This window comes from Clostridium sp. UBA6640, assembly GCF_002455975.1.
In the GTDB taxonomy this organism is placed as follows: Bacteria; Bacillota; Clostridia; order Clostridiales; family Clostridiaceae; genus Clostridium_J.
The window spans coordinates 45786-68033 of record NZ_DKLM01000167.1 but is presented as its reverse complement, the minus strand read 5'-3'; the positions used below and the strand labels follow the sequence as shown (position 1 = coordinate 68033).

The window sequence follows — 22248 nt, the reverse complement described above, 5'->3', positions numbered from 1 at the left end:
AGAAATAGCGGAGAGGAATTTCTAACGATGAATATTAGAAAATATAATGAGAATGAAATAAATTATATAGTTGAACTTTGGTGTGAGGTTTCTAAGAAATCTCACGATTTTATTAATCCGAAATATTGGGAAGAGAAAAAAGAAGATATGGCAATAGAATATATTCCTATGTCTGAGACTTATGTTATAGAAGATAATGGCAAAATATTAGGCTTTGTATCCATGGTGGATAACTATTTAGCAGCATTGTTTATTGATAGCAATTATCATAATAAGGGGTATGGTAATAAGTTATTAAATTTTGTAAAAGAGCGTAGAGATGAAATCCAATTAAACGTTTATGAGAAAAATAAAAAAGCCTATGGGTTTTATTTAAGAAATGGTTTCATTTTAAAAGATGAGTTAATTGATAACGATACAGGAGAAAAAGATTATTTGATGATATGGAAATCTAATTAAGAATTTATAGGGACGGTTCATCATTTTTTTCAAACTTATAAATTTAAAACTAGTGGGGACGGTTCATTACTTTTTATAAATTACAGAATCTATAAACTATGGACAAGGATATCTTGCGAAATCTTAAGTTCTAATGAACCGTCCCTTAAGTTTAGGAAATTACTAAATGGATTTTAAATTATTGGAGACAGTTCATTAACTTTTATAAGTTTCAAATTCAATATATTTTGGATAAGCTACATCTTGAAAATTATATGATTTTTGAACAGTCTCTTATTAATTATTATAAGTAGAAAGGTAATATAAAGTATGTTTGATAAAATAGAAAGTATTATTAATGAAGTAAACAATAAGGAAGAATTTTCTGGAGTTGTTTTAGTAAAAGAAAATGATAATATCATATTTGAAAAATCCTATGGATTAGCAAACAGAAATGAAGAAATTAAAAATAAAGTAGATACCAAATTTGGGATTGCATCAGGAGCTAAAGGATTTACTGCAGTTGCCATATGTCAGTTAGTACAACAGGGATTAATATCATTTGATACCTTATTAAAAGATTGCTTAGATATTGATTTCCCTAAGTTTGATCCGAATATAACCATTCATCATTTATTAACTCATTCTTCTGGAATACCTGATTATTTTGACGAAGAAGTCATGAGTGACTACAGTGTACTATGGAATTCTATGCCAATGTATAGCATATGTGAAGTAAAAGACTTTCTTCCCATGTTTAAAAATAGAGCGATGGAATTTAAACCTGGATACAAATTTAAATATAATAATGCAGGATTTATTGTATTAGGATTAATAATAGAAAAGTTAACAGGTGTAAAATTTACAGAATATATTGAAAACAATATATTTAAAATATGCGAAATGAATGATTCAGGATACTTTTTTATGAACAACCTTCCTAAAAATACAGCCTATGGATATATTGAAAATCATGAGGATAATTCTTGGAAGACAAATATTTATTCCATTCCAGTTGTAGGGGGACCGGATGGCGGTGTTTTTACTACAGCATCAGATATGGCAAAATTTTGGAGTGCATTGTTTAATAATAGACTATTAAATAAAGAATTAACCGAAAAGATATTATCAAGTCAAATACTTGTTGAAACAGATTTATATTATGGATACGGAATTTGGATTGTAAAAAATAAGGAAGACATATTTAAATATACTTTAATGGGTGCTGATCCAGGAGTAAGTTTTAGATCGTCAATATATCCAAAATATAATATTAACTTGACTGTTATGGCAAATAAAGAATATGGAGCAAGTATCATAACAAGGGAATTTGAAAGTAAAATCTTAAGTGAGTACTAAAGATTTTATTAAATTATTAGGGACGGTTCATTACTTTTTATAAATTATAAAACATATATATTGTGTACAAGGTATATCTTAGAAAATTTACAGTTTTAATGAACCGTCCCCTAAATTTAAAGGTGAGTATGTTAGATTGAGGTAGCAGAGTCTAATAAAAGAGCTATCAAACCATATGGAAAAGTAGGATTTGATATTTTTGCTACCTATAATGGTAAAATATTAAGATAAAAAATGAAGATTTTATGGAGGAGAAAAGCAGTTGAAAAATAAAAATTGATAAAAGATAAATGGAGTGATTTTTATGAAGCATTTAAGAAAAGTAGTTGGAGAAAATTGCTATTTATCTCCTGTAGATACTCAAGAAGCTGATAAGGTTGCTAAGTGGAGTAATGATATAGAAATTGCTATTAGAACTGGTGATGCTTCTGACATGATAAGTTATGAAGTGCAAAAGGGATATCTTCAAAATATGAATAATAATGGTTATGCATTTTATATTGTTAGAAAAGATAATGATGAAGTTGTAGGAATTGGAAGATTGATGAGAGTGGATTTAATAAATAGAAGAGCTACACTTGGAATGTTTATAGGAGAAAAAAGCTGCTGGGATATAGGAATAGGAACAGAAGCAACAAAATTGATATTAGATTTTGGCTTTAACATCATTAATTTAAATAATATAATGATTGAAACTTTTTCTTTTAATGAAAGAGCAATACAGGCATGTAAAAAGTGTGGATTTAAAGAAATAGGCAGACGCAGAAAAGCAATAATATATGGGAAAAAACAGTATGATGAAGTTTATATGGACATACTTTCTGAAGAATTTGAAGGAAACTTAATTAATAATATATAGAGGGATATTCTAGCAAAATAAATTAAAGAATAGATGACGATTTAGTTTAAGTGAGCAAGAGGGTGATTAATATGGATATTATAAAACATAATAGTAAAGCTTGGGATGGTGAAGTTAAAGCAGGAAATATATGGACTAAGCCAGTTTCAAGCGAAATTATAGAAGCTGCCAGAAAGGGACAATGGGGTATTTATCTTACTCCAACTAAGATAGTTCCAAGGGAGTGGCTTGGAGATTTAAAGGGAAAAAAAGTTTTATGTTTAGCTAGTGGAGGAGGACAGCAAGGCCCTATTTTATCAGCTGCCGGTGGAGAAGTCACTGTTTTTGATAATTCGATAGAGCAATTAAAAGGTGATGAATATGTAGCTGAAAGAGAAGGACTTAATCTTAAAACCATTCAAGGAGATATGAGAGATTTATCTTGTTTTGAAGATGAAAGTTTTGATTTAATTGTTCATCCTATATCTAATATTTTTGTAGACAATATTTTAGTAGTATGGAAAGAAGCTGCGAGAGTGCTAAAGAATAGTGGAACATTAATTTCAGGCATATCAAATCCTATAAATTATATATTTGACTATAAAAAGCTAGATAAAGGGATATTTGAAGTTAAATACTCAATTCCATATTCAGATTTAGAAAGCTTGAGTAAAGAAGACATAGATGAGTTTATTGAAAAAGATTATCCTTTTGAATTTGGACATACCTTAGAAGATCAAATTAAGGGACAAATTGATGCAGGATTCGTTATTACAGGATTTTATGAAGATACTTATGGTGGAAAGTCTATTTTAGATAAATATATAAATACCTATATTGCTACAAGAGCAGTAAAAACAAGCTGTAAATAAATATTATAGATGGAGGGTTAATTATAGATATAAATAATTTGAAGGAATTTGTCAATCCATATTATAAAAATAAGGATATAATGCATGATTTATCTCATATAGAAAGAGTATTAAAGTATGTAGAGAAACTATTAAAGGAAGGAAAGTATGAAGCTGATATTGATATTCTAATCTATTCAGCATATTTTCATGGATTTATATATAACAGTGAAGAAAGAATAATTCAGTGGCTACAAGAGCAAGGACTTTCAAGGGAAAAAATAAGTAAAATAATTAAAGTATCTTGGGAATCTCAAAAGGATAATATAGCAGAAACTTTAGAAGGTAAGATATTACATGATGCACATATGATTGAAGGTGGAAAAACATATCTAGTTGTAAAGTCTTTAATAACAGGCTCAGTAAGAGGTCAAACATTAGAAGAAACAATTAGGTATATTGAAGAAAATGTTTTAAATAAAGGTACTTGCTATCTACAAGAGGCAAAAACTATTTTCAAAAATCAACAAGAATTTGCAAAGCAATTTATAAAGGATTTAAAAGAAGGTTTACAATAAAATTAGGGGACGGTTCATTGTGTTTGGAATTATATGTAAATGCGGTAAAGATTAAATATTTTAATGAACCGTCCCTGATATTTATAAGATGAAATAAATACTATTCAATTAGGAGATGGGGTTATGATTAAGATTAGGCAATTAACGGAAGTAGATATGAAACAAGCAATGGAATTGAAGATTTTGTGCTGGACAGAAGAGTTAGCTGGTAAGGCTGAAAACACTCTTTCACTTTCAAAATAATGGCAATTAATCTTATATGATGAGTAAAATTAGTAAATGCACAGGAAAATATATAAGATATTTTTAGGAGGTTAATGAAATGAAAAATAAAATAAAATTACTTCCGATAGATGCAAAATCACAATCAATATTTAAGAACTTGATGACTTTGTATTTGCATGATTTATCAGAGTTTGCAGATGATTTAAAAATAAATTCTGAGGGATTATTTGAGTATAATGGAATTGAATATTATTTTAAAAGTGAAGATTTAAAGCCATTTTTTATTTATGTAGATGCAGATATAGCAGGCTTTGTTCTTTTAAACAGTGGCAAATATGTGCCGGAGAATATAGATTACTCTGTACATGAATTATTTTTGATGAAAGCTTATAGAAAAAAAGGCATAGCATCTGTGGTTATAGAAAAACTTTTTGAATTATATAAAGGGAATTATAAAGTAGTACAGTTATATCATAATACTCCAGCAATAAATTTTTGGAGAAATTTTTATAAGAAGAATTCTATTAATTATAAGGAGTTTGAAGAAGTAATAGATGATCAAAGGGGTATATTCCAAATTTTTTCAGTAACTTAGATGATAATTGATAGATAAGAGAGCAGTTTTGAGGAGGGGGTTAATATGGAGGATTTAGTAATTAGCGAGGAATGTCCAATAGTTGAAGAATATATTGAATTAAGAAAAGCTGTAAAATGGAGAGTAATTGACATAGAAAATATAGAAAAGGGATTAAAAAATTCTATATACTCTGTATGTATTAGAGATAAGAATCGTATGATAGGATTCGGAAGAATTGTAGGAGATGGCGGAACAGTTTTCTATATACAAGATATCATTGTTGATCCTCAGTATCAAAACAAAAAAATAGGTACTAAAATTATGGAGAAAATAATGAACTATATTGAAAATAATTGTTCAAAAGATGCAATTATAGGTCTTATTGCTATAAGTGAGCTTAATGATTTTTATTCCAAATTTAGGTTTGTTCATAATGAAAATAACTATTTTTACCGCTTAAATATGTAATATTATTAGTTTAAGATTTTGGAGGAATTAGTATGTGGATCACCATTGATTCAGAACATTACATTTTTAACTTTCATAAAGATTCTTTAGCAGAAAAGAATATACAGCATATTATTTGTTGTCAAGAAAATTGTTATGATGTTATTTGTAGAGTTCTTATAATAGTTCTTGATAAGAAAATTAATTATTATCTATGTAATACTAGAGAAGAAGTAGGAAAACTTTGTGGAGACAATGAACCGTGTAATGGATTCTGTAGATACCCAGATAAAGAAAAAGATGGTGTTTATGCTCTCTACAATGAAGATATTAAATGTTTAGGATATCATGAAGATGCCCATTATATTGCATTTATGCAATAGGAAAGGCAAGTAGAAATTTTATTAGAGAAGGACTTGCTATGTGCTTTGATAAACTATGGTGGGGAATACCAAATGAAGCATGGATAAAAGAATTTGTAAAGAAAGGTAACTATATATCAATTAGGAATTTAATGAATAATGAAGAATTTTTTAGGGGTAATGGAACATTTACTTATACTGTAGCTGGTGCATTTACTAACTTTTTAATAACAAACTATGGCAATGAGAAATATAATAAGTTTTATTCAACCTGCGATGATTATGCTGAAGAAAAGTTAGAACAAGTTTATGGAAAAACTATAGAAACTTTAGAAAAAGAGTTTTTACAAGATATAAATAATATTGAGTTCAATAATGTAATTAGAAAATACATTTTAGATAATATTTAATTGGAGGTTGTAAATTTGAGATTGTTTCATGTCAGTGAAGAAAGTGATATAAAGGTATTTAAACCGCGTATTCCAAGTAGAAATGATGTAGATAAATCCAAGGGTTTGGTATGGGCGATAAACGAAAAATGCTTACCAAATTTTTTAACGCCAAGGGATTGTCCGCGTGTAACCTATTATTCTACAGATAAGACAAATAAAGAAGACTTAAAATATTTCTCATCTAAAACTTCAAATCATGTGATTGCCATTGAAAATAGATGGTTTCAAATAATGAAAAATACAACACTCTATTTATATGAATTTAACTCTAGCAATTTTTATGTTCAAGATGAAATAGCAGGATATTATGTAAGTGAGCATATGGAGATTCCTTTTAACAAGATAATAATAGAAGATTTATTTTTAGAATTATTAAAACGTAATATAGAAATAAGAATTGTAGATAATTTATGGGATTTATGTAACGAAATAAAAGAAACAACCTTAAATTGGTCTATGTGTAGAATGGCATATGCATCAAAAGAATAAGAATAAATATAAGGGACGGTTCATTACATTTTATAAACTATTAAAGTTTATAAAGTGTAATGAACCGTCCCCTTGAAAATTAAAAATTAAGCGTTTGTTTTTCCAGGCATTAATTTATCTTTTATTGAATCTACCATTATAGCTATAGCGTTATCTCCTGATATATTACAAGCAGTTCCGAAACTATCTTGAGTTATATATAAGGCTATCATAAGTGCTAATTGAGCTTCGGTAAAATGTAAATTTGTTTGAAGAAGACCTAATGCAGCCATTACAGCACCACCAGGCACTCCAGGAGCAGCTACCATTGTTACACCTAACATAGCTATAAATCCAGCAATCTGTCCAAAGTGTATAGGCATTCCATTCATTAACATTATAGTTATACTACAAGCAGTTAAAGTTATAGTACTTCCAGAAAGATGAATAGTTGCACAAAGAGGAACTACAAACTCTCTTACTCCTCTTGAAACTCCATTGTTTTCTGCACATTTTAAATTTACAGGGATAGTTGCAGCAGAAGATTGAGTCCCGATAGCAGCTAAATATCCTGGAATTTGATTTTTTAAGCAAGCAAATAAATTCTTTTTACCTAATATAGAAGCAACTAAGAATTGTATTACTATTATAGTTAAATGCATTAAAAGTATTACTAGGAAAACCTTCCAAAATACTGAAAGGATTCTGCCAACTTCACCTGCAAATGTCATATTTGCAAAAATACCCATAATATAAAAAGGTAGAAGCGGAATAATGACATTAGATATTGTTTTTTCCATTACTTTTTGAAATTCTGAAGCTACATTATATAAAGCTTTAGTTTTAAGGGCTGCAATACCAAGTCCTAGTAAAAAAGCTAAAACTAGAGCTGTCATTACTGGCATCAATGGTGGAATAGCAATCTCAAATAGCGGTTCTAAAAGCTTTTCTTCTGGATTTCCTGCATTGGATAAATTTGCTGTTGTTTGCACAAATTTTGGGAATAGATTAGAAGCTACAAAGAAGGAAAAAAATCCAGCTACTAAAGTAGAACCATATGCTAGAAGTGTTGTTATTCCAAGCATTTTTCCAGCACCTTTTCCTAAATCAGCTATTCCAGAAACTACGAAACCTAAAATTATTAAAGGAATTGCAAAGTCTAAAAAGCTTGCGAATATGGAGCTAAAGGTTGCTAAGATCTCCACAATACCTTTTGGTAAGAAAGAACCAATAAGTATACCTAATATGATTGCGATAATTAATTTTGGTATAAGACCAATCTTTTTCATAAATATAGCACCTCCAATTATTTAAGTTATTTAAAAAAGATATAGTAGATATAGTATAGCAAAAAAAGTTTGATTTAGATTATTATTATGTAATAATTCATAAAAAATACACTAATCATGCATAACAACTATATATTATTTTGAATTAAAGTGTTTTAAAGTATTTTGGAGAACTATAATGTATAATTGATGAAAGTACAATTTATTGATTTTTACAAAGTTAAAGCAAATATTTATAACGATTTAATACATGTTCTTAATTTTTTATTAACTTATTAACATATTTTTTAATAAGCATACTAATTGGCATATATTAGAAGAACCATTTAATAAAAAATGGAAGTATATAAAAGATAGTGGAGAAAGATATATAAATTTACTACATTTACAGTTTATAAATATAGTAGAAGAATTCCAAATGTTGTGGCTTAAATATTAATGGTTCAAAATTGAATGGACGGAAATTTTAGGATGGTTATGAGATTGAGTGTAGGAGATATAGGGTACATTTAAATTATATTGAATTATTTAAGTATGATTTAATTGATAATTTAAGTTTATTTGAAAAGAGTAGACTTTAATATTTATACAGATAAGAAGGAGAAGAAATAATGTTTATATTTGAAACAACAAATGAGTTATGTTGCCTTGCTAAGGGTAGAGGTGAATTTTATGCAAAAAAAGGTGCAATGATAGGATATAAAGGAGATTTCAGATTTGAGAAATCATTACTAGGACCTAACAATAATCGAGGTGCATTAGGCGCTTTAATGGGATATGTAAAAAGAAATATAACAGGAGAAAATATTGAACTTATGACTGTAGAGGGAGATGGAGAAGTATATTTAGCAGAAAATGCTTATCACGTCACTGTAATAGACTTAGAACCAATGGATGGTGTGTGTGTTGAAAGTGAAAACATTCTTGCCTTTCCTAAAGAAATACATTATGATGTATCCTTTGTTGGAACAGGAGTAATTTCTCAAAGGGGATTATGTTCTACTCAATTTACAAATAAAACAAATCAAATATTATCTGTTGCAGTGTTGTCAGATGGAAATCCTTTAATACTAGAAGGTCCTTGTGCAGTAGATCCAGATGCAGTAGTTTGTTGGACAGGAAGAAATCCTTCCATTGGAACTCAAGTAGGATGGAAAACTTTAATTGGACAAACCTCCGGTGAAAGTTATTATCTTCAATTTAATGAACTAGGACAAAAGGTAATAATTCAGCCTTCAGAAAGATTGTCTGGACTTAAGCTATCTATTGATTAGTTATATACATATAATGTTATTTCTACTATAGATAATAATATTTTTAAGTTAGGGGACGGTTCATTACTTTTTATGCTTTATAAAAAGTAATGAACCGTCCCCATAATAATATGAAAAGTTTGAATTGTGAAGTAGATTTTATTTCAAATATTGGCTATAATCTTTCATAACACAAAAAAATAAGGAGTAGTAAAAATATGGTTATAAGGAAAATACAAAAAGAAGATAATAGAAGAATAGAAGAGGTTATAAGAACTTGTTTAATAGAATTTGGAGGAAATAGAGAAGGGCTTGCTTGGGCAGATCCAGAATTATCATATTTATCCGAAGTTTATAAAGATGATAATTGTGAATATTGGGTTGTAGAGGATAATGGTGAAATTATAGGAGGATGTGGAATAGCGCCTATGAAAAATCTTGAGGGTATTTGTGAACTTCAAAAAATGTATTTATTAAAAGAAGGTAGAGGAACAGGAGTAGCTAATAATCTTATGAAGATAGCTTTAGAGTTTGCATCGAAGTATTATGATAAATGTTACCTTGAAACTTTAACTAATATGGGAGCTGCAAATAAATTTTACAAAAAGCATGGTTTTAAAAGTCTTGATAAGCCTATTGTTGAAACGGAACATTTTTCCTGCGATGCATGGTATATAAAAGATTTAAAATAGATAGTAAATTTATTTAAATATCTTAAAATAAATATTTGGGGTGTTGAGAAATGATTGGATTAAAAAGAGGGATTGTGAAATTAGCTCCATATACCTATGAATGGAAAGAAGAATATAATAAGGAAGAAAAATTACTGCACTCAGTAATAGGAAAATATGTTTTAGATATTCAACATGTAGGCAGTACATCAATAGAAGGACTTGATGCTAAACCTATTATTGATATAGCAGTGGCTGTTGAATCACTAGATAAAGTAGAATGTTTTAAAGATTTATTAGAAGATATGGGTTATCAGTATGGAGGCAATGCAGGAGTAGAGGGTAGACTTATGTTTGCTAAGGGCAGTGAAGATTTAAGAACTCATTATTTACATATAGAGACTTTAAATGGACCTATATGGAAAAATCATATATATTTTAGAGATTATCTTAGATTGCATAAGGAATATATTCATCAGTATTTAGAGCTAAAAAGAGATTTAGCTGAAAAGTTTGAAGATGATAGATATTCATATACTAATGAAAAAGACAAGTTTATTAGTATGGTATTAGAAAAAGCTAAAGAAGAATTTTCATAAGTTGAATATTGCTTATTAAAGGAGGAAAGAAATTCCTCCTTTAGCTATATAATTTTAATATAACTATGATAAAAACTAAGAATAACATAGGGCTAAGTATAGGCTAGAATTTTTCTGAATTAAATTGACACAATATTAACAAAATTCTATACTTAATATATAAAATTTATAGGGGGCAATTGTATGGTTGTAAAGGTATGTGTGGGAAGTGCTTGTTATCTGAAAGGATCTCACAAAATTATAAAGGAACTACAAAGATTAATTGAAGAAAATAACTTAAAAGATAAGGTAGAATTAAAAGCAGCATTTTGTTTGGGACATTGTACTAAGGCAGTATCAGTAATGATTGATGATTCAGATATATATACGATAGAGCCTAATTTTGTTGAAGAGTTTTTTAACTTAGAGATTGTAAAGAAGGTGATGTAATGCAGGTGATGGATTTTTCTCCAGCTAACTGTAAGAATTGTTACAAATGTGTTAGAACTTGTTCTGTAAAAGCTATTGAGGTTAAAAATCATCAAGCTAAGATTATAGAAGAGCGTTGTATAGCTTGTGGTCATTGTTTTGTAGTTTGCCCACAAAATGCTCGAAATGTACTTTCCGATTTAGAGCATATGAAATCTGCAATTAAAAATGGTGATAAAGTTATTGCACAAATTGCACCTGCTTTTCGTGGATTTTTTGAAAATTCACCTAAAATTGTTACTGCATTAAAAAAGATGGGATTTCAAATTGTAGAGGAAGTTTCAATAGGCGCAGAGCTTGTCTCTCAAAGCTATGAAGAAATTATTAGAGAAAGTGACAAAAAAGAATTTTTAACAAGTTGTTGTCCATCAGTAATCATGTTAATAGAACAATATTATCCTGAGTTAATATCTAATATACTTCCTGTGGTTTCTCCTATGATTGCTCATGGGAAAGCCATAAAAGTAAGGCATCCCGATAGTTTTGTAGTGTTTGTAGGGCCTTGTATATCTAAAAAATATGAAGCATTGTTGGAAGAGAATAAAGGGATTGTTGATGCAGTATTAACCTTTGATGAATTGATTCAATGGATAAGTGAAGAAAACATTAATATTGATAATTTAGAAGAAAGTAATGTAGATAATTATGGTTCAAGAAGAGGAAATTCCTATCCACTATCAGGAGGAATATTAAGTGCTATAAAATCTACAGCTTTATCAAAGAATATAGATTTAATAAAAGTTGATGGTATAGAAAATTGTAAATCTTTGCTGGAAGCATTAAAAAACAATGATTTAAAGAATGTTTGCGTTGAACTAAGTATTTGTAATGAAAGCTGTTTAGGCGGTCCAGGGGGGACAGCTCAAGAAGGGACATCTTTTAAGAGAATACAAAATTTGCATAAATATATAAGAACAAGAGAANNGGAAATTGATTATAAAGATCCTTTAGTGGATTTAAGTCGTACTTTTAAAGATAGAAGTATAAAAAGTCATATGCCTACAGAAGAAGAAATAAAAGAGATTTTAAGTAAAATGGGTAAGTATGAAAAAGAAGATGAATTAAATTGTGGAGCTTGTGGTTATGATAGTTGTTATAAAAAAGCTATAGCAGTATCACAAAATATGTCCCAAATAGATATGTGCCTTCCTTATATGAGGTCTATTGCTGAAAGAATGAGCAATGAAATCTTTCAGAATTCACCTAATGCTATTTTATTACTAGATAAATCTTTAAATATTGTTGAAATAAATCCTATAGCAAAAAAAATTTTCAAAGTAGAAAATAAAGATTTAAGTGGGGTATCTATTTCTACTATTATGGATGATACTACCTTTAAAAAAGTAATCAAAGATAAAAAAAGTATTCCTAAACAAAAGGTAAGTTACTCAGAATACGATTACTATGCTTATAGAAGCATTATATATATGGAAAAACAGTCTGCGCTTTTAGTTATTTTTACAGATATTACAGAGGAAGAGAATAGAAAACTTGAACTTACTAAAATAAAAGAAAGCACTCTAGATGTTACTCAAACTATAATTGATAAGCAAATGAGGGTAGCTCAGGAGATAGCAAGTCTTTTAGGGGAAACTACAGCAGAAACAAAGGTTGCATTAATGAAGCTTAAAAAGGTATTGAAAGAGGAAAAAGAAGTATGATTAAATATTTTATTGATGTAGCTAATTTTAGCATGAATAAATATGGTGAAGAACTTTGTGGAGACAATGTAGAGATAGCTAAAACAGAAAATGGAATGATCATTGTTATGGCAGATGGGCTAGGTAGTGGGGTGAAAGCAAATATATTAGCAACTTTAACTTCTAAAATTGCTATAACAATGCTCAAAGAAGGCGCAAGTATTGAGGATACTATTGAGACTATTGTAAATACTCTTCCAGAATGTCAAGTTAGAAAATTAGCATATTCAACTTTTACAATAATACAAATTACTAATGATGGTGAAGTTTATATGGTTGAATATGATAATCCACCAATATTTTTCTTTCGCTATGGTAAGTCTTGTGAAGTTTATAAAGAAGAAAAAAATATTAATGGAAAGAGAATATATGAAAGTAGATTTTATATGGGAGAGCACGATGTATTGACATTAGTAAGTGATGGAGCAATTCATGCGGGAGTAGGACAACTATTAAATCTAGGATGGCAATGGGAAGATATAAATACTTTCTTAGAAAGTATCATAGTAAAAGAGAGATATGTTGAAAATATTGCAAGACATCTTATAGAAGTATGTAATAATCTTTATGATAATAAGCCAGGCGATGATACAACTGTAGTAACTATAAAATTAAAACCAGAAGAGTATATAGATATATTTACAGGGCCACCTAAAAATATAGAAGATGATAAGTATATGATTAAAAAACTTTTAGAAAGCAAAGGTAAAAAAGTTATTTGTGGTGGTACTACTGCTAATATAGTAGCTAGAGAATTAAAGAGAAAAATAGATATAGACTTAGAAAGTTTTGACAAAGAAATCCCTCCTATGGGATATATGAAAGGAATGGACTTAGTTACTGAAGGACTATTAACACTAAATAAAACTGCTGAAATAATAGGTGAATATATAAGTCAAAAGAAAAATAAAGCAATAACTTCACCTATTGAAGGCGAAGATGGAGCATCAAGGCTTTCTAAAATGCTTATAGAAGAAGGAACTCATATTCATATTTGGGTAGGTCAAGCTATAAATCCTGCTCATGTAAATCCACTATTTCCTTCAGATTTCAACCTAAAAATAAAGGTAGTTAAAGAGTTAGAAAAATACTTAAAGAAATTAGGAAAATATGTAGAGATAAGTTATATATAAAAGCTTAATTAGATTGTTTATAAGTAAAAATAAAATATAAGTAAGGAGATTTAAAATGGATAGAGAGGCAGAGGATTTAAGAATTTCCGAAATGCTTAAGTTTTCAAAAACTTTATGGGAAAAGAATAAGGATAATTGGTCTCCTATGGAACCTAAATATGGTAAGAGTTTTATATTATACATGATAGAAGAAATAGGAGAAGTTATATCCATAATAAAGAAAAAAGGTGAAGATGAAATTATGGATAACAATGAAGTTAGAGAAAGATTTATTGAAGAGATGGGTGATGTTTTAATGTATTATATGGATGTACTTAATAGGTTTAATATCACTAGTGAAGAATTCTCTAAAATATATTTTAATAAATATATTAGTAATATGGATAGAAATTATGAAAAGCAATATAAAGACTTTATTACGAATAAGTGATAATGAAATGATAGAAGAAGTTTTTTATATAAATAAGTATTAATTTGAACTAGGGATAAAGTAAAATAATTATTAAGTTTATCTATAAAGTTTAGTGAAGAAATTTCATATTATTCACTAAATTCTTTTTTTGTCATTTACAACGTAACAATGTTATGTTACAATTAAAATACTTTGATATTACATAAAAAGGGAATAATGGGGGCATTTTATGGAAGCAATTGTGAAAGTAGACAATGTTAGAAAATGTTTTTATAGCAAAAAGAAGAAATTTTTTAGGGTTGTTGAAAAGAAAGAGTTTAAAGCTGTTGATGGGGTCAGCTTTGAAATTAATAAGGGCGAAGTTTTTGGATTATTAGGACCTAATGGTGCAGGAAAAACCACTGTAATAAAAATGATAACAGGATTATTAAGACCTACTAGTGGACAAATAAAAATTAAAGGTTTAGATGTGGATAAAAACTCTATTGAAGCATTAAGAAATCTGGGAACAGTATTAGCAGGAGATAGAAGTATATACTGGAAACTCACTGCTAGGGAAAATTTAGAATACTTTGGAGCTCTTTATGGATTAAATAAAAAAGAAGCGGCTAAAAGAGCAGATGAAATATTAAAAAAGTTAGGATTAGTTGATAAAGCTGATGAACTAGTAGAAAAGTATTCTACAGGAATGAAGCAAAAAGTTGCTCTTGGAAAAGCATTAATGCCTAATGCTCCTATAGTCTTATTAGATGAACCTACTTTAGGATTAGATCCACAATCAGCGTTAAATTTAAGAGAAATTATTTTAGATATAAAAAATGAAGGGAGAACTGTACTTTTAACTACTCACTATATGGAGGAAGCTGATTTTTTAAGCGATAGAATTGCAATAATGGACGGGGGAAAAATTATTGCTTTAGATACTCCAGAGAATTTAAAGAGTAGACTAAACGATACTAAATCTATAAAAGTGGAGTTAAATAATTGCAGTGAAGAATTTTTAGAATGTGCAAGAAATATAGATGAAGTAGATAAAGTTATATCTAATTATGTAGAAGATAAAAGAATCTATGAAATTATTATTCAACATCATAGTAACAATGGAATAATGCAAAACCTTTTGGAATGTATATCTAATAATGGTCTTAAAGTTATTAATATTAATGTGCTGGAACCTTCCCTTGAAGATGTGTTTATTCATTTAACAGGGAAGAGTCTTAGGGAGTAGGTGATAGCATGAATAGATTAAGAGTTATTTTTGCCATATTTAAGAAAGATCTTCGACAAACTTTAAGATATTCTACTTGGTATATAAATCTAATAATATGGCCATTAATCATGCCAATGATGTATATATTATCGGCAGTAGGTATGGGAGGTAATGACAGTGAAAGTATGGCTATTTTTGAAAGTGTCACAGGTGCAGATAATGTAGTTAGTTATATAGTTATAGGTACTATGGTATGGATGGCAGTTAATATGATTATGTGGAGCTTTGGTAACTACTTAAGAAATGAACAGAATAAAGGAACTCTAGAATCTACATGGCTTTGCCCTATAAACCGATTTGACATTTTAATTGGTGGGGGACTAATTTCTATGTTAATGCTGATTTTCCAAGCAGTAATTTCCATACTAGAGTATAAATTGATTTATGGCATTACTTTTACTGGAAATGTTTTAGAGTGGGTAGTACTTTTTTTAATAATTATGCCAGCTACCTTTGGAATAGGAATGTTATTTGCAAGTTTAATATTGTGGCTTAAACAAGCCAATGCCACAATAAATGTGATAAGAGGAGCGGTGATGATACTTTGTGGAATAAGCTTTCCTATAACTGTAATGCCAAACTCTTTGCAGTTTTTATCTAAACTACTACCTTTTACTCATGGTATAGAAGCAGCCAGAACAGTTATGGTTACTGGAGGAAATTTATTTACTGCAAGTAAAAGTATTATGATTTGTTTAGTTCAAGGTGTAATAATATTGATATTAGGTAGAATAGCCTTTGGGTTTACTGAAAGAAAAGTAAGAGAAGTAGGCTCTTTAGAAAGGTTTTAGGGGGGAGAGGTCTATATGGAGAAAATAAAAAGAGGGCTAAATATTTTTAGAGCAGTATTTATAATGCAAATGAAGATATATTTTAGATACCCTATAAATTTTTTTATGACTTTAATTGATCCTATTATATGGCTTGCACCAATTTATTTTATGAGTAAGTGTTTTAGTTTAAATGGAAAGTTTCCTGGCTTTGAAAAATATGCAGGAAACTCTGATTATATGGGATTTGTAATTTTAGGATTTATGGTATCTACTTATGTTTGGACTGTATCATGGAGTATGGGTTTTGCGCTAAAAGAGGAAATGACACAGGGCGTTTTAGAATCAAATTGGAGTGCACCTGTAAGCAGAATAGGACTACTAATAAGTAAAAGTGCTTTTCAATTTTGTGTAGCAACTTTTGAAATTATATTAACAGGGATATCTTGTTACTTTGTATTTGGATTTACTGTGAATGCTAATATATTAAAAGCATTATTGTTTATAACGCCTGGAGTTATAGGATTACTTGGACTAGGATTAGCAATCTCTTCCGCAGTACTATTGTTAAAAGAAGCAAATACAATAATTGATATAGGAAATAATTTAGTTATAGGATTTTCAGGGGGATATTTTCCACTAAAAGTGCTTCCAAAATGGGCATTGTTTATATCTTCAATGATACCATTAACCTATATGTATGATAGCACAAGGGCAATACTTTTAGAGCAAAATTCAATAATGCCACTATCTAAAGAATTTTTACTATTAATATGTTCCATGGTTGGATTTTGCTTAATGGGAGCATTAGTATTTAATACTATAGAAAAAAGATGTAGAACTAAGGGTATACTAGGAACGCATTAATTATCCATAGAAGGGACGGTTCATTAGATTTATTAGATTAGTCAATGTATAATCTAATAAATTTAATGAACCGTCCCTTTGATTTAATTAAATTTAGCTTAGTACTTGATAGATTTGTCAATAATTATAATAAATCATAATTATTGGAGGAGTTTTTAAATGGCGAGAAAGGCAAGAGAATTATGTGACACAGGGATATATCATGTTATGACGAGGAGCTTTCCAGGTAAACTTTTATTTTATAACGATAATGATAAAGAAGTTATGCTAAGGATTTTAAGAAAACTACAAATAGAAGAAAATTTTAAAATATATGCCTATTGTTTAATGGATAATCATACACATTTTTTAATTGATATCAATGGTGGTGAATTAGGAAAAGTTATGAAAAAACTTAATTTAAGATATGGAGGATATCTTAGAAAAAGCAAAAAGCATGAAGGGCCTGTATTTAGAGATAGATATAAAAGTAAACCTATAAATAATGATACTTATTTAATAGAAGTTTCAAAATATATACATAGAAATGCAGTGGATATCACAGGGTATAAAGATAGGCCGGAAGATTATGAATTCTCTAGTTTATCGCTATACTTAGGATTAAAAAAAGATAAGTTTAAAATATGTGATGAAGCTTTAATTATGAGATTATTTGGAAAAACAAAGAAAAAAGCAAGAGAAAACTATTATAAAACTATGTTTAGGATAACAAATGAAAGAATTAAAGAGATAGAATTTGAAGTTGAGAAATCTGAATATAGAAGTGAAAAAGTAATTTTGTTTAGAAATTTAAATGATGAACAAATACGAAATTTTATATGTAAGAAAACAAATACAAAAGAAATAGAACTCAATCTAAAATATAGAAGAAAAAGTAGAGAAGTAAAGGCACTTTATGTAGTATTTTTAATACAATTTGCAGGTAAAAAAGCTAAAGATATATGTGGCCTAATAGGAAATGTAACACAATCTAATATATCTAAACTTTGCAGCGATGGTATTGAATTAATCTTAAAGGATAAATTTCATAAAAAGTTATTAGATGAATTTATAGAAATGAACAGCAAAGTGATAGCATGTTAAGAGAGTAATAAAAAATAAATTTTGATTTGAAAAATAATATTTTAATTCTTCTAATGGACAAGCTATTGAAATTACAGAAATTTGTGTTAAAGGTTTAGTGCTATATAATATAAAAACTGGATTTTGTAGAAAAAAAGTTCTGTAGCTAGGGACGGTTCATCATTCTTTTACATTAATCGTTAATAAATTATATATAATGAACCGTCCCTATATTATATATTATAAAATTTATATGAATAGTTGAACTATCATTTAGGTGAAACATATAAATGTAGAAGCTGTAATATTGATGTTAGAAATATATGGTATAATTTTCATATATTAACCTATGGTATTAGTTAAATATAATTACTACAATAGGCTATAATTTAAAATAAATGTAGAGATTCAATATAATTAAAGGTTAGTTAAGCTTTTACATAATGATACCAATATAATTAATTAGACAAACATATAGACGATTATTTATATGGAAGGATTGTATTAAAGAATAAGGGTGAAATTATGAAAAATAATATATTAAATGAAGTTCCGACTTTAGAGGAGGCAAAGTTAATTTTAAAAGAAGCAAAAAGCTTAAATCCAGGTCCATGGGTAGAACACTCTAAGTATACTGGACAAGCTGCTAAGTTAATAGCAGAGAATATAGAAGGTTTAAATTCAGAGGTTGCAGAGGTATTAGGAATGCTTCATGATATCGGAAGAAGAGTAGGAGTATATAAAATAAGACATAGTATAGACGGATATAATTACGCTATGGAAAAAGGATATAGTTTATTAGCAAGGATTTGTATTACACATTCTTTTCCTTATAACAATATAAATATAATTTTGGATGAATGGGATAGTACTGAGGAGAATTTTAGCTTTCTTAAAAGATATTTAGAAGAAGTAGAATTTAATGATTATGATAAATTAATACAGTTATGTGATGCATTGGCTTTGCCAAGTGGATTTTGCCTTTTAGAAAAAAGAATGGTTGATGTAGCTCTAAGATATGGAATGAATGAGCTTACAATACCAAAATGGAAAGCTACTTTTCAATTGAAAAATTATTTTGAAGAGAAAATGAACAAATCCATTTATAATGTATTGCCAAATATAGCTCAGAATATATTTAAATAATGTTAAAAAATATATAAATAGATTTTGAGGTTATTTTAATCTCTTAGGGACGGCTCATCAAAAAATATATAAATGGATAAAAGATAACATATTAAAAAAGAATGAACCGTCCCTCTACATATTAAGATTATTGTTAGAAAAATCATTAATTTAGTTAATATATAAGGGACAGTTCATGAAAATATATAAAATAATGTTGTGTAAGTTCAAAAAAGAATGAACCGTCCCTTTACATATTAAGATTACTGTTAGAAGAATCATTAATTTAGTTAATATATAATGGACAGTTCATGAAAATATGTAAAATAATATTGTGTAAGTTTAAAAAAAGAATGAACCGTCCCTTTATGTGGATTGAAGGAGGAGCATATATGAAGGTTAGAAAAGCTATAATACTTGCGGGAGGATTTGGGACAAGATTATTACCAGCTACTAAGACCATTCCTAAGGAAATGATTAATTTAGTTGATAAGCCAGCTATACAATATTTAGTAGAAGAGTGCGTGAACTCGGGAATAGAGGAAGTGTTAATAGTTACATCTAGAAATAAAGCCTCTATTGAAGATTGGTTTGATAATTCTCCTGAATTAGAGAGGTTTCTAATTGAAAAAAACAAAACTAATCAGTTAGAAGAAATTAAAAATATTAAAAGTAAGGCTAACATATATTTTATAAGGCAGAAAGAACCATTAGGAACTGGACATGCTGTGCTATGTGGTAAAAGTTTTATAGGAGATGAGCCTTTTGCAGTTATCTTAGGTGATGATATTATTTACTCAGAAAATCCATCTATTAATCAATTAATAAATGTTTACAAAAGAAATAATTTTTCTGTATTAAGTATTAGGGAAGTTGAAGAATCAGAAGTTGATAAATATGGAATAGTTGGGTTAAATAAAATAAATGAACAGGACTTTAAAGTATCAAGCATTATAGAAAAACCTAAAATTGAGGAAGCGCCATCAAATATGGCGGTCATAGGAAGGTATATTTTAACACCTAAAATATTTAAATGCTTAGAGAATGTAGAATTTAATATTAGTGGAGAAATTGAACTTACAGAAGCTATTAAAAAGTTAATGATAGAGGAAGAAGTCCATGCTTGTAAGATTGAAGGAAAAATATATGACTTAGGAGATAAGCTAGGATATCTAAAAGCTACTACTGAATATGCACTACGACATAGTATATTAAAAAATGACTATAAAGATTATTTAATAGGGCTAATTAAAGAAATAGATCTCCATTAATTAAAGAAGAATAGGAGAATTTTTATGAATATAAAAGAGTTATTATCCAAAATAGAATATGATGTTCTAAAAGGTAGTGATAATGCAGAGATATGCGAAATTGCATATGATTCAAGAAGAATTACAAAGAAAAATTCGCTATTTGTATGTATACAAGGATTTAAAGAGGATGGACATAGATTTATAGATGACGCTATTAAAAATGGCGCCACTTCTATATTGGTTGAAGAGGAAATGGAGATAGAATCTACAGATGTAAATGTAATTAAGGTGAAAAATACAAGGAAAGTATTATCTGAAATATCAAGTATATTTTATAATGAGCCGTCAAAAGAATTAAATTTAGTTGGAATAACTGGCACTAATGGGAAGACTTCAGTATCTATTATCATCTCCAATATATTAGAAAATCTAGGTCATAAAGTTGGTACAATTGGTACTATTGATAATAGAATAGGAAATAAAATTTTAGAAGTAGAAAAGAATACTCCTACGACACCAGAATCTTTAGAACTTCAAATGCTACTTAGAAAAATGGCAGAGGAGAAAGTTCAAGATGTAATTATGGAAGTATCCTCAATGGCATTAGAATTACATAGGGTAGATAATTGCATATTTGATATAGGGGTTTTTACAAATTTAAGCCAAGACCATTTAGATGATCATAAAACCATGGAAAATTATAAAAATGCAAAACTAAAGTTATTTACTAAATGTAAGTATGCTATAGTAAATATAGATGATAATGTATCGAAGGATATAATAAATACTGCTACAGCTGAAATATTTACCTATGGAATTAATAATAATGCAGATTTAATGGCAAAGGATATAAGGCTATCAGCTGATGGAGTAAGATTTAAAATAAGTTTTAATAAGGAAGAAAAAGATGTAGTTGTTAAAATTCCAGGACTATTTAGTGTTTATAATTCTTTAGCAGCTATTGCAGTTTGTCTTCATTTAGGATTAGCAGTTGACGATATAATTTTAGCCTTACAAGATATAAAAACTATAAGGGGGAGGGCAGAAGCAATAAATACAGAAGAGGGATATACTGTAATTGTTGATTATGCACATAGTCCAGATGCATTAGAGAATATTTTAACTACTGTTAAGGGATTTGTAAAAGGTAAAGTTATTACAGTGTTTGGCTGTGGTGGTGATAGAGACAAAACCAAACGTCCTATAATGGGGGAAATAGCAGGCAAAAATTCACAATTTTGTGTAATAACATCTGATAATCCTAGAACGGAAGAACCATTACAAATTCTCTATAATATTGAAGAGGGAATAAAAGAAACTCAATGCTTATATGAAAAAATTTTAGATAGAAAAGAAGCTATACATTTTGCAATGGATAGTGCAAAACCTGGAGATGTAATTGTCGTAGCTGGAAAAGGTCATGAAACTTATCAGATTTTAAAGGATAGAACTATCAAATTTGATGATATGGAAGTAGTAAAAGAATATTTAAAAAAGAAAGTTGATGTTAAATAAAAATTTAAAGCTAGGAAATTAGATTTTAAAAATATTTTATATAAATTAATATGATAAGATGGAGAATTCATGGTATGGGAGAGTTAAAACTATTTATTAATAATAATCCAAAATTTAAAACTACAATAGAAGGTATAATAAAAGGAGAGGTTTGGGATATAGACAATAGCCCATATATAAAAGTAAGTGGAGAGAGTTTTGAAGATGGACAAAAGAATATCGAAATATACTGTGATGATGAACTTTTAATAAAAAGTATTGTTTTA

General features: G+C 28.5%; 26 protein-coding genes. 25 read left to right on the top strand and 1 reads right to left on the bottom strand.

Annotated elements, in window-relative coordinates:
• The first annotated feature begins 27 nt into the window (after positions 1 to 27).
• The 10 genes from B2W91_RS19350 (at position 28) to B2W91_RS19305 (ending at position 6616) form a co-directional block, all read left to right on the top strand.
• Positions 28 to 459: a GNAT family N-acetyltransferase gene (locus B2W91_RS19350; RefSeq protein WP_291583899.1), complete on the top strand. Its 432-nt coding sequence runs from the start codon at positions 28 to 30 to the stop codon at positions 457 to 459.
• Positions 460 to 768: 309 nt separating this feature from the next.
• Positions 769 to 1797 (top strand): serine hydrolase domain-containing protein, encoded by a 1029-nt coding sequence (locus tag B2W91_RS19345; protein ID WP_291583897.1) that lies wholly within the window; start codon positions 769 to 771, stop codon positions 1795 to 1797.
• A 304-nt stretch (positions 1798 to 2101) separates the two neighbouring features.
• Positions 2102 to 2656 (top strand): GNAT family N-acetyltransferase, encoded by a 555-nt coding sequence (locus tag B2W91_RS19340; protein WP_291583895.1) that lies wholly within the window; start codon positions 2102 to 2104, stop codon positions 2654 to 2656.
• A 71-nt stretch (positions 2657 to 2727) separates the two neighbouring features.
• On the top strand, positions 2728 to 3507 hold the full coding sequence (locus tag B2W91_RS19335) for a class I SAM-dependent methyltransferase (protein ID WP_291583893.1): 780 nt from the start codon (positions 2728 to 2730) through the stop codon (positions 3505 to 3507).
• A gap of 38 nt (positions 3508 to 3545) precedes the next feature.
• Positions 3546 to 4064 carry a hypothetical protein gene (locus tag B2W91_RS19330; protein ID WP_291583891.1) on the top strand — a complete coding sequence of 173 codons (519 nt, stop codon included), beginning with the start codon at positions 3546 to 3548 and terminating at the stop codon, positions 4062 to 4064.
• Between the two features lie 322 nt (positions 4065 to 4386).
• Positions 4387 to 4884: a GNAT family N-acetyltransferase gene (locus B2W91_RS19325; RefSeq protein WP_291583889.1), complete on the top strand. Its 498-nt coding sequence runs from the start codon at positions 4387 to 4389 to the stop codon at positions 4882 to 4884.
• 45 nt (positions 4885 to 4929) lie between these two features.
• A complete protein-coding gene (locus B2W91_RS19320) occupies positions 4930 to 5334 on the top strand; it encodes a GNAT family N-acetyltransferase (protein ID WP_291583888.1) in 405 nt (134 codons plus the stop codon).
• A 32-nt stretch (positions 5335 to 5366) separates the two neighbouring features.
• Complete coding sequence (locus B2W91_RS19315; RefSeq protein ID WP_291583887.1) at positions 5367 to 5696, top strand: hypothetical protein; 330 nt, start codon at positions 5367 to 5369, stop codon at positions 5694 to 5696.
• Positions 5697 to 5734: 38 nt separating this feature from the next.
• A complete protein-coding gene (locus B2W91_RS19310) occupies positions 5735 to 6085 on the top strand; it encodes a hypothetical protein (RefSeq protein ID WP_291583885.1) in 351 nt (116 codons plus the stop codon).
• Positions 6086 to 6100: 15 nt separating this feature from the next.
• Positions 6101 to 6616, top strand: coding sequence for a DUF6886 family protein (locus B2W91_RS19305; RefSeq protein WP_291583884.1), 516 nt, complete (start codon positions 6101 to 6103; stop codon positions 6614 to 6616).
• A gap of 86 nt (positions 6617 to 6702) precedes the next feature.
• Here the strand turns inward: B2W91_RS19305 and B2W91_RS19300 are convergent, their stop codons facing one another.
• Positions 6703 to 7884, bottom strand: a complete 1182-nt coding sequence (locus B2W91_RS19300) for a dicarboxylate/amino acid:cation symporter (protein WP_291583882.1) — start codon at positions 7882 to 7884, stop codon at positions 6703 to 6705.
• A 611-nt stretch (positions 7885 to 8495) separates the two neighbouring features.
• On the opposite strand from B2W91_RS19300, the gene B2W91_RS19295 reads away from it, so the two are divergent.
• The 15 genes from B2W91_RS19295 to B2W91_RS19225 all read left to right on the top strand — a co-directional run.
• On the top strand, positions 8496 to 9158 hold the full coding sequence (locus B2W91_RS19295) for an AIM24 family protein (protein WP_291583880.1): 663 nt from the start codon (positions 8496 to 8498) through the stop codon (positions 9156 to 9158).
• Between the two features lie 197 nt (positions 9159 to 9355).
• Positions 9356 to 9829, top strand: a complete 474-nt coding sequence (locus B2W91_RS19290; protein ID WP_291583878.1) for a GNAT family N-acetyltransferase — start codon at positions 9356 to 9358, stop codon at positions 9827 to 9829.
• A gap of 50 nt (positions 9830 to 9879) precedes the next feature.
• The gene (locus B2W91_RS19285) at positions 9880 to 10407 is read left to right on the top strand and encodes a GrpB family protein (protein ID WP_291583876.1); all 528 of its coding nucleotides are present in this window, start codon (positions 9880 to 9882) and stop codon (positions 10405 to 10407) included.
• A gap of 183 nt (positions 10408 to 10590) precedes the next feature.
• Positions 10591 to 10836, top strand: a complete 246-nt coding sequence (locus tag B2W91_RS19280; RefSeq protein ID WP_291583874.1) for a (2Fe-2S) ferredoxin domain-containing protein — start codon at positions 10591 to 10593, stop codon at positions 10834 to 10836.
• On the top strand, positions 10836 to 12536 hold the full coding sequence (locus B2W91_RS19275; protein ID WP_291583872.1) for a [Fe-Fe] hydrogenase large subunit C-terminal domain-containing protein: 1701 nt from the start codon (positions 10836 to 10838) through the stop codon (positions 12534 to 12536). The genes B2W91_RS19280 and B2W91_RS19275 overlap by 1 nt, the downstream gene beginning before the upstream one ends.
• Positions 12533 to 13708, top strand: a complete 1176-nt coding sequence (locus tag B2W91_RS19270; RefSeq protein ID WP_349680819.1) for a SpoIIE family protein phosphatase — start codon at positions 12533 to 12535, stop codon at positions 13706 to 13708. Before B2W91_RS19275 ends, B2W91_RS19270 begins: the two co-directional genes overlap by 4 nt.
• Before the next feature lie 55 nt (positions 13709 to 13763).
• Positions 13764 to 14138 (top strand): MazG nucleotide pyrophosphohydrolase domain-containing protein, encoded by a 375-nt coding sequence (locus B2W91_RS19265; protein ID WP_291583870.1) that lies wholly within the window; start codon positions 13764 to 13766, stop codon positions 14136 to 14138.
• Between the two features lie 211 nt (positions 14139 to 14349).
• Positions 14350 to 15348, top strand: a complete 999-nt coding sequence (locus B2W91_RS19260) for an ABC transporter ATP-binding protein (protein ID WP_291583868.1) — start codon at positions 14350 to 14352, stop codon at positions 15346 to 15348.
• Between the two features lie 8 nt (positions 15349 to 15356).
• Positions 15357 to 16181 carry an ABC transporter permease gene (locus B2W91_RS19255; protein WP_291583866.1) on the top strand — a complete coding sequence of 275 codons (825 nt, stop codon included), beginning with the start codon at positions 15357 to 15359 and terminating at the stop codon, positions 16179 to 16181.
• A 15-nt stretch (positions 16182 to 16196) separates the two neighbouring features.
• Positions 16197 to 17027 carry an ABC transporter permease gene (locus tag B2W91_RS19250; protein WP_291583864.1) on the top strand — a complete coding sequence of 277 codons (831 nt, stop codon included), beginning with the start codon at positions 16197 to 16199 and terminating at the stop codon, positions 17025 to 17027.
• A gap of 159 nt (positions 17028 to 17186) precedes the next feature.
• Positions 17187 to 18110, top strand: coding sequence for a transposase (locus B2W91_RS19245; protein ID WP_291583862.1), 924 nt, complete (start codon positions 17187 to 17189; stop codon positions 18108 to 18110).
• Positions 18111 to 18614: 504 nt separating this feature from the next.
• Positions 18615 to 19235 (top strand): HD domain-containing protein, encoded by a 621-nt coding sequence (locus B2W91_RS19240; RefSeq protein ID WP_291583860.1) that lies wholly within the window; start codon positions 18615 to 18617, stop codon positions 19233 to 19235.
• A gap of 371 nt (positions 19236 to 19606) precedes the next feature.
• Positions 19607 to 20485 (top strand): UTP--glucose-1-phosphate uridylyltransferase GalU, encoded by an 879-nt coding sequence (gene galU, locus B2W91_RS19235; protein WP_291583858.1) that lies wholly within the window; start codon positions 19607 to 19609, stop codon positions 20483 to 20485.
• A 24-nt stretch (positions 20486 to 20509) separates the two neighbouring features.
• On the top strand, positions 20510 to 21982 hold the full coding sequence (locus tag B2W91_RS19230) for a UDP-N-acetylmuramoyl-L-alanyl-D-glutamate--2,6-diaminopimelate ligase (protein WP_291583856.1): 1473 nt from the start codon (positions 20510 to 20512) through the stop codon (positions 21980 to 21982).
• A gap of 74 nt (positions 21983 to 22056) precedes the next feature.
• A partial coding sequence (locus B2W91_RS19225; RefSeq protein ID WP_291583854.1) for a hypothetical protein occupies positions 22057 to 22248 on the top strand: 192 nt, incomplete at its 3' end.